12 protein-coding genes are annotated in these 14,371 nt (G+C 76.1%); 8 read left to right on the top strand and 4 right to left on the bottom strand.

What is annotated here, in order from left to right; genetic code table 11:
- Positions 1-290 precede the first annotated feature (290 nt).
- The 3 genes from ABZ719_RS33775 (at position 291) to ABZ719_RS33765 (ending at position 2,800) form a co-directional block, all read left to right on the top strand.
- Positions 291-866 carry an XRE family transcriptional regulator gene (locus tag ABZ719_RS33775; RefSeq protein WP_366728977.1) on the top strand — a complete coding sequence of 192 codons (576 nt, stop codon included), beginning with the start codon at positions 291-293 and terminating at the stop codon, positions 864-866.
- Positions 866-1,588 carry a helical backbone metal receptor gene (locus tag ABZ719_RS33770; protein ID WP_366728976.1) on the top strand — a complete coding sequence of 241 codons (723 nt, stop codon included), beginning with the start codon at positions 866-868 and terminating at the stop codon, positions 1,586-1,588. The genes ABZ719_RS33775 and ABZ719_RS33770 overlap by 1 nt, the downstream gene beginning before the upstream one ends.
- Positions 1,589-1,846: 258 nt before the next feature.
- Positions 1,847-2,800, top strand: coding sequence for a LysR family transcriptional regulator (locus tag ABZ719_RS33765; protein WP_366728975.1), 954 nt, complete (start codon positions 1,847-1,849; stop codon positions 2,798-2,800).
- Between the two features lie 347 nt (positions 2,801-3,147).
- Here the strand turns inward: ABZ719_RS33765 and ABZ719_RS33760 are convergent, their stop codons facing one another.
- Both ABZ719_RS33760 and ABZ719_RS33755 read right to left on the bottom strand, forming a co-directional pair.
- Entirely contained in the window at positions 3,148-3,915 is a 768-nt protein-coding gene (locus ABZ719_RS33760) for a gamma-glutamyl-gamma-aminobutyrate hydrolase family protein (RefSeq protein WP_366728978.1), read from the bottom strand.
- Between the two features lie 248 nt (positions 3,916-4,163).
- Positions 4,164-4,904: an FCD domain-containing protein gene (locus tag ABZ719_RS33755; protein ID WP_366728974.1), complete on the bottom strand. Its 741-nt coding sequence runs from the start codon at positions 4,902-4,904 to the stop codon at positions 4,164-4,166.
- 153 nt (positions 4,905-5,057) lie between these two features.
- Here ABZ719_RS33755 and ABZ719_RS33750 point away from each other — a divergent pair, with 153 nt between their 5' ends.
- The 3 genes from ABZ719_RS33750 (at position 5,058) to ABZ719_RS33740 (ending at position 8,733) form a co-directional block, all read left to right on the top strand.
- Complete coding sequence (locus ABZ719_RS33750) at positions 5,058-6,422, top strand: glutamine synthetase family protein (protein WP_366728973.1); 1,365 nt, start codon at positions 5,058-5,060, stop codon at positions 6,420-6,422.
- A gap of 11 nt (positions 6,423-6,433) precedes the next feature.
- Positions 6,434-7,825, top strand: a complete 1,392-nt coding sequence (locus ABZ719_RS33745) for an aldehyde dehydrogenase family protein (RefSeq protein WP_366728972.1) — start codon at positions 6,434-6,436, stop codon at positions 7,823-7,825.
- A 95-nt stretch (positions 7,826-7,920) separates the two neighbouring features.
- Entirely contained in the window at positions 7,921-8,733 is an 813-nt protein-coding gene (locus tag ABZ719_RS33740) for a 3-oxoacyl-ACP reductase (protein ID WP_366728971.1), read from the top strand.
- A 112-nt stretch (positions 8,734-8,845) separates the two neighbouring features.
- Here the strand turns inward: ABZ719_RS33740 and ABZ719_RS33735 are convergent, their stop codons facing one another.
- Positions 8,846-10,048: an amino acid deaminase/aldolase gene (locus ABZ719_RS33735; RefSeq protein WP_366728970.1), complete on the bottom strand. Its 1,203-nt coding sequence runs from the start codon at positions 10,046-10,048 to the stop codon at positions 8,846-8,848.
- Between the two features lie 944 nt (positions 10,049-10,992).
- On the opposite strand from ABZ719_RS33735, the gene ABZ719_RS33730 reads away from it, so the two are divergent.
- Both ABZ719_RS33730 and mycP read left to right on the top strand, forming a co-directional pair.
- Positions 10,993-11,922: a hypothetical protein gene (locus tag ABZ719_RS33730; protein ID WP_366728969.1), complete on the top strand. Its 930-nt coding sequence runs from the start codon at positions 10,993-10,995 to the stop codon at positions 11,920-11,922.
- Entirely contained in the window at positions 11,919-13,118 is a 1,200-nt protein-coding gene (mycP, locus tag ABZ719_RS33725; RefSeq protein ID WP_366728968.1) for a type VII secretion-associated serine protease mycosin, read from the top strand. Before ABZ719_RS33730 ends, mycP begins: the two co-directional genes overlap by 4 nt.
- A 59-nt stretch (positions 13,119-13,177) precedes the next feature.
- Here mycP and ABZ719_RS33720 read toward each other — a convergent pair whose 3' ends face one another.
- Positions 13,178-14,284: a serine hydrolase gene (locus ABZ719_RS33720; protein ID WP_366728967.1), complete on the bottom strand. Its 1,107-nt coding sequence runs from the start codon at positions 14,282-14,284 to the stop codon at positions 13,178-13,180.
- Positions 14,285-14,371 lie beyond the last annotated feature (87 nt).

Genomic DNA, 14,371 nt, shown 5'->3' with positions numbered 1-14,371 from the left:
GTCCTGACGCCGTGCGGGGGCCCGCCCCTCGGGCCGTCCCACGGCAGGAATCCGGCCAACCACGCACAGTCACCCCGCCGTCCCGCCCGAACCCGTACCGTGGGCTTGAGCACGGCCGGTCCGCCGCGGCGGACCGTGAAGCCGCCGGTGCGCTCACCGCACGGGGAAGTGACGGCGGCAGGAAACGGTTTGCCGGACATGCGTAGGGTGCAGAGAACCCATCGGGGCGCACGCGCCCCGGCACGAGACCACGGGCAGCGGACCGACGAGCGAAGGAGGGAGCCGGAGCGATGGGCGACCACAAAGAACAGCCCCTTCGGGTGGGCGCGGCCGTGCGACGGCGGCGCCGGGCGCTGAACCTCACCCTCGCCGTCGTGGCCGGGCGCAGCGGCCTGTCGGTGCCCTTCCTGAGCCAGATCGAGAACGACCGGGCCCGCCCCAGCAGAAGCTCCCTGGAGAAGGTCGCCGACGCGCTGCGCACCACCGCCGTGGAACTGCTGGCCGCGGCCGACCCCGCGTGCAGCGTCGACGTGGTGCGCGCCGAGGTCCCCGAGACGGCCGGACCGCAGGCCGCGCCGCGGGTACGCGCCCTGGTGCGCGGCCACCACCAGCTGCACGCCTCCGAGTTCACCGGCGACCACGACGCGGGCCGCGAGTTCCAGCACCGCAACGACGAACTGATGTACGTCGCCGACGGCGCGGTCGAGATCGAGGCGGAGGGCCGCGCCTACCGGCTCGTCCGCGGCGACACCATGTACCTGACCGGCGGGGTGCGCCACCGCTGGCGGGCCACCGTGCCGGAGACCCGGGTGATCGTGGTCGCGGTGGCCGAGCACATCGAGGCCGTCCAGGACCGCACGCGCTGATGACCCGGGTCGTCTCCCTGGTCCCCTCGCTCACCGAGGCCGTCGCCGTGACACTGCCCGGCGCCCTGGCCGGCGCCACCGACTGGTGCGCCCGCCCGGCCGGCCTGGACGTGGTGCGCGTCGGCGGCACCAAGAACCCGAGGACCGGCGAGATCGCCGCGCTCGCCCCCGACCTGGTGATCGCCAACGAGGAGGAGAACCGCCCGGCCGACCTCGACGCCCTGCGCGCGGTGGGCGTCGAGGTGCTGGTCACCGAGGTGCGGGACGTGCCGCAGGCCTTCCGGGAGCTGGCACGGGTCCTGGCGGCCTGCGGGGCCGCGGCCCGGCCGCGCTGGCTGGACGAGGCGGAGGCGGCCTGGTCGGCGCTGCCCGTGCCCGAACGCCGTACGACCGCCGTCGTCCCCGTGTGGCGGCGGCCCTGGATGGTGCTGGGCCGGGACACCTTCGCCGGGGACGTCCTGGCCCGCCTCGGCGTCGACCACCTGTACGCCCGCCACGCCGAGCGGTACCCGCGCGTCCCGGTGGAGGAACTGCGGGCGGCGGCACCGGACGTCGTCGTCCTGCCGGACGAGCCGTACCGCTTCACCGCCGCCGACGGTCCGGAGGCCTTCGCCGGCCTGCCCTGCGCACTGGTCAGCGGACGGCACCTGACCTGGTACGGCCCCTCCCTGGCCGAGGCTCCCCGGGTGCTGGGCGAGGCGCTGCGAGCGGCGCACCGCTGACCGGCCCGCGCACGGCGCGCACGGCCGCGGCGGCCGGGCCAGGCCGGTGAGCGGCCCGGCGTACCGGGCCTGGGGGAGCGTGGTGCGGACGGGAAGCGGGTTGCGGGGGCATGAGGTGGGGTCCGGGCGGGCTTCCCGGCCCGGGCTGCGGGGACGTGGTGCGGACGGGAAGCGGGCTGCGGCGGTCATGACGGGGTGTCCGGGGCGGGCTCTTTGCCCCGCTCCGGGTTCGTTCCCTCCGAGGCATAAGCTGGGCTTATGAGGAGGTCGGAGGTGGACGCAGCCAACGGTGCGGGGCGGCCGCCCGGGGCGGCGCCGCTGGCCCACCGGGTGCCGGACCTGGGCGCCCTCGAACTGCTGCTGGCGGTGGCTCGGCTGGGCAGCCTGGGCGGGGCCGCCCGCGACCTGGGCATCACCCAGCCGGCGGCGAGCAGCCGGATCCGCTCCATGGAACGGCAGCTGGGGCTGGCGCTGGTGGACCGCTCGCCGCGCGGCTCACGGCTGACGGACGCGGGCGCGCTGGTCACCGACTGGGCGCGGCGGGTCGTCGAGGCGGCCGAGGCCTTCGACGCGGGCGCGCAGGCGCTGCGGGACCGGCGGGACTCGCGGCTGCGGGTCGCGGCGAGCATGACCATCGCGGAGTACCTGCTGCCCGGCTGGCTGATCGCGCTGCGCACGCGGCGCCCGGACACCGCCGTCTCGCTGCTCGCCGGGAACTCGGCGATGGTCGCCGAGCGGCTGCTGACGGGCGAGGCGGACCTCGGCTTCGTGGAGGGACTGTCGGTCCCCGCCGGGCTGGACTCCGTGGTGATCGCCCACGACCGCCTGATCGTGGTGACCGCCCCCGCCCACCCGTGGGCCAGGAGACGGCGCCCGCTGGAGGCGGCGGAACTGGCGGCGACCCCACTGATCCTGCGGGAGACCGGTTCCGGGACCCGGCAGGTCCTGGACGCTGCGCTGGGCGGCCTGGCCCGGCCGCTGATCGAGCTGTCCTCGACGACGGCGGTGAAGGCGGCGGCGGTCAGCGGGGCGGGCCCGGCGGTGCTGAGCGAACTCGCCGTGGGCGACGAACTGTCCCTGCGCCGCCTGGTCACCGTACCGGTGGAGGGGGTCGCCCTGCGGCGAGACCTGCGCGCGGTCTGGCCCACGGGCCACCGTCCCACGGGGCCGGCCCGTGACCTGCTGTCCCTGACCCGCTCGGAGACGGGCTGAGACGGACGGATCCCACGGACGCGGTCGGGGCCCGTCCGCGGCCCGGCCGTGGGCGCGGTCCCGCCGTCCCTTGATCCCGCCCGTTCCTGTGGTCCGGTTCGCGTCAGCGGTGCACGCGGTTCGCGAGCCGGCCGTTCGCGCGGTGCGGTCCGCGTGCGGTTCGCGGGGTGCCGGCCGTTCGCGCGGTGCGGTCCGCGTGAACGGTGCATGCGGTGCGGGCGGTCCCGGTCGTTCGCATGGCCGTGTCCGCATGAGTGGTGCATGCGGTGCGTGCGGTCCCGGCCGCGTGCGCGTACGTGAGGTGCGTGCGGTTCCGGCTGTGCGTGCGGTGCGGTCCGGTGGACGGTTCAGGTCGTTCGTGCCGGCCCGGCCGGGTGTCCGGTCGCCGCCTCGACCAGGGCCCGCATCACCCGTACGTCCTCGCCCATCTCGGGGTGCCACTGCACTCCGAGGACCCAGTGGGCGGCGGGCGGGGGCTCGACCGCCTCGATCGTGCCGTCCGACGCGTGGGCCGAGGCGAGGAGACCGCTGCCGAGGCGGCCGACGGCCTGGTGGTGGTAGGCGGGGACGGACGCCGTCTCCGGGACGGCCGCCGCGTACCGGGTGCCGGGCACCGGAGTGACCGGGTGGGTGCCGAAGACCCCGACCGTCCCGGCGTGGCCGTCCAGGTGCTGGACCAGGGTGCCGCCCAGCGCGACGTTCAGCAGCTGCATGCCCCGGCAGATGCCGAGCAGCGGCACCCGGGCGGCCAGCGCGGCCTCGATCAGGGCCAGTTCCCAGGCGTCCCGCGCCCGGGCGGGCGGTCCCGTACGCGGGTCCGGCTCGGCTCCGTAGCGCACCGGTTCCACGTCCGGGCCGCCCGCGATGACCAGTCCGTCCAGCCGGGCCACGGTCGCCGCCGCCCGCCGCGGCGCGTCCGGCGGCAGCAGCGCGGCGAGCCCGCCCGCCCGCTGCACCAGCCGCGGGTAACGGGCGGGCAGCAGCGCCGCCTCCAGCTCCCACACGCCCCACCGTGCCCCGGGCTCCAGATAGGTGCTGACACCGATCAGCGGCCGCCCCGGGCCGGCGGTACCCGTCTCGCCCACTGTGTCCGTCGTATCCGCCGTATCCGTCATGCCCACCGAGCCCCTCGTGTCCACCGTGCCCCTCGTGTCCGCCGTGCCCGGGCTGTCCGTCGAGTCGGTCGCGTCCGTCGTCTCCGCCGCGGCCATCCGGTCCTCCCGGCCTCGCCCGCAATGGTGTACGCAGATACCTCTTCCGATGCCGCTTCCGGCAGCCCTTCGCACGGCCCTCGCGCAGCTCTCCGCATGGTTGCCGACGCAGTCCTTCACGGCGAACTCCACGGGGATGCCCACAGGACTCCTCACGTCAGGAAACCCCGCAGCAGCGCCGCCGTCCCCGCGCAGTGCTCGCGCATCGTCTCCCGCGCGCCGTCCGCGTCCCCCTCCAGCACCGCCTCCACCAGCGCGGCGTGCTGCCGCTGCGAGTGCTCCAGGTTCCGCACCAGCAGGGGTATGCAGTCGAGCAGGTCGTTCACCGCGGCCCGCACCGCCGCGTACTGACCGGTCAGCGTGGGGGAGCCGCACGACTCGGCGAGGGTCAGGTGCAGCAGCGTGTCCCGGCGCCGGTAGTCCGCGGGCGGCGCGTCGCGCGTGTGCTCCAGAGCCTCGCGCAGCCGCCGCGCCTGCCCGTCCGTCAGCCCCTGGGCCGCGCACAGACCGGCCGCCCCCACCTCCAGCACCTCACGGAAGCGCAGTACGTCGTCGATGTCGACCCCGGCGAGCCGGCGCCGCAGCTCGTCCCCGCCGCCTCCGTCCGCACGCGGGCGCACGAAGGTACCTCCGTAGCGCCCCCGCCGTGCCTCCACGAGACCCTGGTCCTGGAGCACCTTCAGCACCTCACGCAGCGTCACCCGGCTGATCCCCAGCCGCTGGGCCAGCTCCCGCTCGGCGGGCAGCCGCTCACCCGCCGGGACCAGGCCGAGCCGCACCACCTGGAGGATCTGCTCCAGCGCCTCCTCGAAGCCGTTGCCCGCGCGCACCGGCCGCAGCACCGCCGCGAGCCGGTCCCCGGCCGCCCCGGCCGGCCCCGTGTCCCGAGCCATCCGGCCGCGCCCCCTTCCCAGGCAATGGTTCCCGGTCATACCTTATGGCTCCCGGCACCGGCCCACGAGGCCGGGCACGGACGCCGGGCCGGCACGCCGAGCACGCCGGGCACGTACCGCCGAGGACGCCGACGCAGCCGAGGAGGCTCGCCCGTGGCAGACCGCACACCCCCGCTCACCGTCGAGGAACTGCGGGCAGGCGTCGCGAGCGGAGAGACCGACACCGTCGTCCTCGCCTTCCCCGACATGCAGGGACGGCTCCAGGGCAAGCGCTTCGCCGCCCCCTTCTTCCTCGACGAGGTCCTGCGGCACGGCACCGAGGGCTGTTCCTACCTTCTCGCCGTCGACACCGACATGAACACCGTGGACGGCTACGCCATGTCCTCCTGGGACCGCGGCTACGGCGACTTCGCCATGCGCCCCGACCTCAGCACCCTGCGCCGCCTGCCCTGGCACCCGGGCACCGCCCTGGCCGTCGCCGACCTCGCCTGGAACGACGGCTCCCCGGTGGTGGCGGCACCCCGGCAGATCCTGCGCCACCAGCTCGCCCGCCTCGCCGAACACGGCTGGACGGCCCAGGTCGGCACCGAGCTGGAGTTCATCGTCTTCCAGGACACCTACGAACAGGCCTGGGACACCGGCTACCGCGGCCTCACCCCGGCCAACCGGTACAACATCGACTACTCGATCCTCGGCACCGGCCGTGTCGAGCCCCTGCTGCGCCGCCTGCGCAACGACATGGCCGGCGCCGGCCTCACCGTCGAGTCGGCCAAGGGCGAGTGCAATCCCGGCCAGCACGAGATCGCGTTCCGCTACGACGAGGCCCTCGTCACCTGCGACCAGCACGCCGTCTACAAGACCGGCGCGAAGGAGATCGCCTCCCAGGAGGGCGTCTCGCTCACCTTCATGGCCAAGTACAACGAACGCGAGGGCAACTCCTGCCACATCCACCTCTCGCTCGCCGACGCCGACGGCACCAGCGTCATGGCCGGTGACCGGCCGGGGGAGATGTCCGAGGTCATGCGGTACTTCCTGGCCGGACAGCTCGCCGCGCTGCGCGACTTCTCGCTGCTGTACGCGCCGGGCATCAACTCCTACAAGCGGTTCCAGCCGGGTTCCTTCGCCCCGACCGCCGTCGCCTGGGGCCACGACAACCGCACCTGCGCGCTGCGCGTCGTCGGTCACGGCCGCTCCCTGCGCTTCGAGAACCGGCTGCCCGGCGGCGACGTCAACCCGTACCTGGCCGTCGCCGGACTGGTCGCGGCCGGGCTGTACGGCGTCGAGCAGCGTCTGCCCCTGCCCGAGCCGTGCCCGGGCAACGCGTACACCGCCGGCCACGAGCACGTGCCCACGACCCTGCGCGAGGCCGCCGAACTGTGGGAGAACAGCGCGATCGCCAAGGCCGCCTTCGGCGACGAGGTCGTCGCGCACTACCGCAACATGGCGCGCGTCGAACTCGACGCGTTCGACGCCGCGGTCACCGACTGGGAGCTGCGCCGCTCCTTCGAACGCATGTGAGAGGCCCCGCCGTGCCGAACGAGCCCGAGCCCGGGGACGAGCACGAACTGCTCGTCCTGAACCCCGCCACCGAAGAGACCGTGGCCACCGTCCCCGCCGCCGACGGGGCCGACGTCGACCGCGCCGTCAGCCGCGCGGCCCGGGCCCAGCAGGCCTGGGCGGCCGCCGCCCCCGCCGACCGGGCCCGGCTGCTGCGCCGCTTCGCCGACGTCGTCGACAGCCATATCGAGGAACTGGCCCAGCTGGAGGTCCGCGAGGCCGGCCATCTCGTCGGCGACGCCCGCTGGGAGGCCGGCAACGCCCGCGACCTGCTGCTGTACGCGGCCGGCGGCGCCGAACGGCTGCTCGGCCGGCAGATCCCGGCCCCGGGCGGCTGGGACGTCACCTTCCTCGAACCGCTCGGTGTCGTCGGCGTCATCGCGCCGTGGAACTTCCCCATGCCGATCGCCGCCTGGGGCTCCTTCCCGGCCCTCGCCGCGGGCAACGCGGTCCTCCTCAAACCCGCCGAGACCACCCCGCTCACCGCACTGCGCCTGGCCGAGCTGGGCCTTCAGGCCGGCCTGCCCGAGCACCTCTTCCAGGTACTGCCGGGCCACGGCCGCACCGCGGGCCGCGCCCTGACCGGCCACCCCGGCGTCGCGAAGATCGTCTTCACCGGCTCCACCCGGACCGGCCGCGAGATCATGGAGCGCTGCGCCCGGCACCTCAAGCCGGTCACCCTCGAACTGGGCGGCAAGAGCCCGAACATCGTCTTCGCGGACGCCGACCTCGAGGCCGCCGCCGACCCGTTCTCCTTCCTGGACAACGCCGGCCAGGACTGCTGCTCGCGCACCCGCGTCCTCGTCCAGGAATCCGTGTACGACGAGGTCGAGGCGCGGCTCGCCGAGGCCCTGGCCGCCGTCGTGGTCGGCGACCCGGCCGACGAGAAGACCCGTATGGGCCCGCTGATCTCCCGCCGGCAACGCGACCGCGTACGGTCCTACGTCCGCCCGGAGGCACCGGCCCTGCGCGGCACCGCGCCCGACGGGCCCGGTTTCTGGTTCCCGCCGACCGTGCTCACCGGGGAGCGGCCGGACTCCGCCGCCGCCCGCGAGGAGATCTTCGGGCCCGTGGCCGTCCTGCTGCCCTTCACCGACGAACAGGACGCGGTCCGCCTCGCGAACGACACGCCCTACGGCCTGTCCGGCTCCGTCTGGACCCGGGACGTGGGCCGCGCCCTGCGCGTCGCCCAGGCCGTCCGGGCCGGGAACCTGTCCGTCAACTCGCACGCCAGCGTCCGCTACTGGACCCCGTTCGGCGGGGCCAAGCAGTCCGGGATCGGCCGCGAACTCGGTCCCGACGCCCTGACCGCCTTCACCGAGACCAAGAACGTCTTCATCAGCACGGAGGGGCCCGCCAAGTGACTGCAGAGACAGGGACCGGAGAGACAGGGACCGGAGAGACGGCGACCGCGGAGACGGCGACCCGGGCCACGGCGACCGAAGGGACACCGGCCGACATGACAGCCACCGCACGGACCGGCCCCGAAGGGGCGCCGGCGGCCGTCTGCCGCCGTCTGGCCGGCCGGACCGCCGTCGTCACCGGCGCCGGCAGCGGCATCGGCCTGGCCGCCGCGCGCCGCCTCGCCGCGGAGGGCGCGCACGTCGTCTGCGGCGACATCGACGAGAGGAGCGGCAAGGCGGCGGCCGAGGAGACCGGCGGCCTGTTCGTCCGGACCGACGTCACCGATCCCGGCCAGGTCGAGGCGCTGTTCCGGGCCGCGTACGACACCTACGGCAGCGTCGACGTGGCTTTCAACAACGCCGGCATCTCGCCGCCCGACGACGACTCCATCCTGGAGACCGGCCTGGAGGCCTGGAAACGCGTCCAGGACGTCAACCTCACCTCCGTCTACCTGTGCTGCAAGGCCGCCCTGCCCTACATGCGGCGCCAGGGCCGCGGCTCCATCATCAACACCGCCTCCTTCGTGGCCCGCATGGGCGCGGCCACCTCCCAGATCTCCTACACCGCGTCCAAGGGCGGCGTGCTGGCCATGTCCCGCGAACTGGGCGTGCAGTTCGCCCGCGAGGGCATCCGCGTCAACGCCCTGTGCCCGGGCCCGGTCAACACCCCGCTGCTGCAGGAGCTGTTCGCGAAGGACCCCGAGCGCGCGGCGCGCCGTCTCGTCCACATCCCCCTCGGGCGCTTCGCGGAGGCCGAGGAGATCGCCGCCGCCGTCGCCTTCCTCGCCAGCGACGACTCCTCCTTCGTCAACGCCACCGACTTCCTGGTGGACGGCGGCATCTCGGGGGCGTACGTCACCCCGCTGTAGGCACCCCCGCGGCCGCCCGGCGATCCGTCCTCAGTGCCCGGGCGGACACGCTCCCGCCGGGGCCGGCAGCGGCACCGGCCCGTCCGGGTGGGCCCCGCCGCCCGGCCGGGTGTCAGAGGAAGGTGCGGCCCTCGCCCCGGTACGTCGGCACGGTCGCCGTCACCCGGTCGCCCTCGACGAGGTGCAGCGCGTCGAACCGCTCGCACAGCTCCCCGGCCTTGGCGTGCCGGAACCACACCTTGTCCCCGATCAGCAGGTCGTCGGCGGGCGAGCCGAGCAGCGGGGTCTGCACCTCGCCGGGCCCCTCCTGCGGGTCGTACCGCAGGCCCTCGGGCAGGTACGGCACCGGGAGCCGGTCCTGACCGGCCACGCCGGAGGCCGGATAGCCGCCGCCCAGCACCGTGACGACCCCGACCCCCGGACGCCGTACGACGGGCTGCGCGAACAGCGCGGCCGGACGGCCCCGGAAGGACGTGTAGTTGTCGAACAGACGCGGGACGTACAGCCCCGACCCCGCGGCGATCTCGGTCACCGCCGCCTCCGCCGCGGTGTGCTGGACACTGCCGGTGCCGCCGCCGTTCACGAACTCCAGCTCCGGTGCCACGGCCCGGACCGCCCGCACCACCGCGGCCCGCCGCTCGGCCAGTTCCCGCCGCGCCGCCGCCTGCATCAGCCGGATCGCCCGCGACCGCACCGGCCGCCCGGCCACCGCGTCACCCACGCCCGCGATGTGCCCCTCGTACGCCATGATCCCGACGAGCCGGAACCCCGGCCGCCGGGCCACCGTACGGGCCATCTCGGCGACCTGGGCGGGGGAGTTCAGCGGGGAGCGGCGCGCGCCGACCCGGACCCGCCCGCCCAGCAGCTTCAACGACGTGTCCAGCTCCAGGCAGACGCGCACCACTTCGCCCCCGCCGTCCCGGGCGGCGTCGATGAGGTCGAGCTGCGCCGGGTCGTCGACCATCACCGTGACGGCGGCGGCCAGCTTGGGGTCGGCGGCCAGCTCGGCGTAGCCGGCGCGGTCGGCGGACGGGTAGGCCAGCAGGACGTCGTCGAACCCGGAACGGGCCAGCCACAGCGATTCGGCGAGCGTGAAGGACATGAGGCCCGCGAAACCGTCCTTCGCCAGGGCCCGTTCGAGCAGCGCCCGGCAGCGCACGGACTTGCTGGCGACCCGGATCGGCTTGCCCGCGGCCCGGCGCAGGAGGTCGTCGGCGTTGGCGTCGAAGGCCTCCAGGTCGACGATCGCGACGGGGGCGTCGAGATGGGCGGTGGCCCGGTCGTAACGGGCCCGGTCTGCGGCGCGTGCGGTCATGGACGCAGCCTGCCAGACAGGATTACCGCGGGGTAGGGGGACGTTCCGGGCAGATGCCTCCGCCCGCCCGGACCGGTTCCCGCCGGCGCGCGCTCAGCCCGTAGAGTGACGCGCACGTACGGCGCGACGACGGCACGTTCCCGGCCGCCGGCCCGAGCCGGGGTGGCCCGTCGTGCGTACGGGTATGCGTGTCCGGTGACGACGAGTCGGCGCCGGGCCGGGCGGCGAGAACGAAGGCCGAGCGCGAGGGCACGGCCCGGGCACGGCGAAACGGGGGGTGCATGAGTACGGACGCGCGCCACGCTCCGATACCCCCGCGCCCCTCGCGACCACCCCGCCCGCCGCACCCCCCGGCCCGCCCCGGCGAGCCCCGCCCACCGGCGGACGGCGCCCGCGCGACGGGCGCACCACCGGCGCACGGCGCGGACCGGCCCGCCGCCGAAGCCGCACCGGGCAGCGTCCCGCGCAACACCCCGGCCACCCCACGCGGCGCCACGACGACGCCCGACCTTTCCGCGCCCGGCCGTCCGACGTCCGGCCCTTCGGCACCCGGCTTTCCGGCCCCCGGTCCTTCAACGCCCGGTCCTTCCGTGTCCCATCCCGCGGCGTCCGGCTTTCCGGCGTCCGGTCCTTCCGCGCCCGGCCCTTCCGCGTCCGGCCGTCCGGTCATGGCCGGGGCCGGCGGCGGGCGCGACAGTCGTACGTCCCCGGTGCTCCCGCCCCCGCTCCGGCGCCCCGCGGAACCGGCCGCGCCGCCGCCCCCCGCCTCCGCCCGCTTTCCCGACGCGCCGCCCCCGCCCCCCGCCTCGGCCCGTTTCCCCGACGCGCCGCCCCGCACGGGCCGGGCCGGAGGGGCGGCCTGGGCGCCCGGAGAACCCGCGCGTCCCGCGGCCCCCGCGCCACCCGTGCCCGCCGCGCGCCCCTCTCGTGACCGGGACCGCGACGTGTACGCGGCCGCCCCCGCCCGCACCGCCACGCCGTTTGGCCCGGCGCCGGCCCGGAGCGCCTCCGGCGCCTACGCGGGGGCCGGGGACCGTCCCGGCGCCGCGGCCCGGCCCTTCGTGACCCTCGGCCTGCCCGAGGGGTACGACGAACACGGGCGGGCACGCGCCCTCGGCGTGCGGGTACGGCCCCGGACCGCCGTCGCCGCCGCCTGCCTGGTCCTCGGGCTCGGACTCGTCGGCGGCGCCGTCACCGGCGGTCGGCTCGCCGGCGAGACGGACGACAGCGCCACCGCCGGGTCCTTCGCCACGGCCGGCACCCTGTGGCACAGCACCCCGATCGACCGGCTCTTCCCGCCCACGGTCGAGGGCCGCGGCGCCGGACCCGGCGGAGCCGACCGCACCTGGACCCGGGTCGCCGTCGCACCCGACAGCGGCTGCGCGGGCGCCTTCGACCCGCTGCTGCGCGAGACCCTCGCGCCGGTCGGCTGCGCGCGCCTGCTGCGCGCCACCTACACGGACTCCACGCAGAGCTTCGTCACCACGGTCGGCCTGCTCTTCACCACGGCCGACGCGCCCGCCATGGGTTCCCTGGCCGCCCGGTTCAGGAACGAGGGGCTCGGCAGACGCACGGACCTCATGCCCCGCCCGTACGCGGCCCAGGGCACCGTCGCCGCCGCCTTCGGCGTCAGGCAGCGCGCCTCCTGGACCGTCTCCGTGCTGACCGAGGCCCCCGTGGTCGTCTACGCCGTCTCCGGCTGGGCCGACGGCCGCACCGTCGACACCCCGCAGTCCGCCGCCGACGCCACGAAGGCGGGCGCCGCCACGGCCGTCGCCCAGGCGGGCCTCGGCAACGAGGCCCAGGGCCTGGCCGACCGCGTCGAACGGGGTTTTCGCAAGACCGCCGGTTCCGCCACGGAGAAGCCCTCGTGAAAGTCCCCGCCGAACCCGCCCTCACGCGCCGCGGCGGCGTCCTCGGCCTGCTCCTCGCCGCCGCGCTCGCCCTCGTACCGGCCACCGCCGCGCACGCCGACGGCATCCGCGCCCAGCAGTGGGCCCTGGACGCCCTGCACCTCCCGCAGGCCTGGCAGCTCACCAAGGGCGAGGGCGTCACCGTCGCCGTCCTGGACACCGGTGTCGAGGCCGACCACCCCGACCTCGCGGGCAACGTGCTGCCCGCGAAGGACCTGATCGGCTTCGGCGCGCGGCGCGGCGACGACACCTGGGCGCGGCACGGCACCGCCATGGCCGGCATCATCGCCGGTCACGGCCATGGCAGCGGCGGCGCCGACGGCGTCATGGGCGTCGCCCCCGAGGCGAAGATCCTGCCCGTGCGGGTGATCCTCGAGGACGGCGACAAGGCCCGTGCCCGCGCCCGCACCAGCCGCGGCGGCGCGCTCGCCGACGGCATCCGCTGGGCGGCCGACCACGGCGCCGACGTCATCAACCTCTCCCTCGGCGACGACTCCGACTCCGCGCACCCCGAGCCCGCCGAGGACGAGGCCGTCCAGTACGCGCTGAAGAAGGGCACCGTCGTCGTCGCCTCGGCGGGCAACGGCGGTGACAAGGGCGACCACGTCTCCTACCCGGCCGCCTACCCGGGCGTGATCGCGGTGACCGCCGTCGACCGCTACGGCACCCGCGCCGCCTTCTCCACCCGCCGCTGGTACGCCACGGTCAGCGCGCCAGGCGTGGACGTCGTCATCGCCGAGCCGGACCACGCGTACTACAAGGGCTGGGGGACGAGCGCGGCCTCGGCCTTCGTCTCGGGTGTCGTCGCGCTCGTCGAGGCCGCACACCCCGGCCTGACGCCCGCGCAGATCAAGAAGCTCCTGGAGGACACCGCACGCGACGCCCCCGTCGGCGGACGGGACGACTCCCGCGGCTTCGGCATGATCGACCCGGTGGCCGCCATCGAGGCCGCCGGCCGGCTGAAGCCCGCGGGGCTGCGCGCGACGGCGTACGGCGAGCGGTACTTCGGCGCCGGCCCCGACGCCGCGGCACCGGACGACGACGCGGACTGGGCGGGGCCCCTGGCCGGCAGCGCCGGCGGCGTGCTGCTGGTGGTCGCGGCCGTCCTGTGGCGCGGCCGGCGCCGGCGCGTCGACCCCCGCGACGTCCAGCCGTAGGCACCCCGGGCCGGGGCGCACGGCCCGTCCGCGCCCCGGCCCCCGCCGCCCCGCCGCGGTCAGCCGGCCCCGGAGACGGACGAGCCGGAGACGGAGGGCGGGCCGGAGACGGAGGCGGAAGGCGGGGTGGAGGCGGAAGGCCGGGCGGAGGCGGACGCGGAAGCCGGGGCGGAGGCCGTCGGCGCCGTGAACACCGACACCGCCGCCCGTGCCGACTCCTCCACCAGCGAAATGCCGGTCTCCTTCGTCGCGTTGCCGTGCGAGAGGGCCGCCACGAGGTAGTCGTCCCCGCCGGCCGTCACCCGGCCGATGCTGTTGACGACCCACAGACCGGTCGTGCCACGCGGCAGCCAGCCGTTCTTGAGGGCCCACGCGGAGCCGTCGGCGGCGGCGGACACACCCCAGTCCTGGTCGGCGGCGATCCGCCCCATCAGCTCCTGGAGGTACGCCCGCGAGGCCGCGCTCAGCAGCGAACCGTCCCCGAACACCTGCCTGAGCAGGGTGATCTGGTCGGCGGAGGTGGTCCGGGTCAGGCCCCACAGCGGGCCGTCGCCGCCGGCCGTCGCCGTCAGGCCGAACCGGCGGTTCGCCGCGTCCAGTCCGCCGGCCCCGCCGATGCTCCGCCACAGCACCGACGCGGAGTCGTTGTCGCTGTTCTCGATCATGGCGGTGGCGCAGGCACGCTCCTGCGCGGTCAGCCGCCGCCCCGCGTCCTGGGCCCGCAGCAGCAGGGCCGCCAGGATGTCGGCCTTGACGATGCTCGCCGTCTCGAACGTCCCGTCGCCGTACCGGGCGCCCTGGCCGGAGTCCAGGTCGAGGACGGCCACCGACACGGCGGCGCCCCGGGCCACCGTCACCGCCCGCATCGCCGCGGCCAGCAGCGCCGACCGGTCCGCCACCGGCTCCGTCACCGCCTCCACCCCCGCTCCGCCACCGGACGCCGGCGCCGGCACCGGCACCGAGGACGGTGCGGGCGCCGCCGGTGACGCTACGGGGCCCGGCCCGGCAAAGCCCGTCCGCGCCGTCAGCCGGGCGGCGCCCGCGGCCGTGCCGCCGGCGAGGACGGCGCAGACGAGCGCGGTGCGCAGCAGGCGCCCGCGCCGGGAGGCTCGCGCGCGGCGGCGGGCGCGGCGTCGGCGCCGCGGGCCGGGGGAGGGGGTCGTCATGGCCGCGATGCTCGTGGCGGGGGCTGTGGGTGCCGTGGGACCCGTGTGAGACGGGGGTCAGGGGACCCTGAGAAAACGGTGAACGCC

It is taken from the genome of Streptomyces sp. NPDC006743, assembly GCF_040703815.1.
GTDB lineage: Bacteria > Actinomycetota > Actinomycetes > Streptomycetales > Streptomycetaceae > Streptomyces.
The sequence above is the reverse complement of the archived record's forward strand: the minus strand, read 5'-3'. Positions and strand labels throughout refer to the sequence as shown.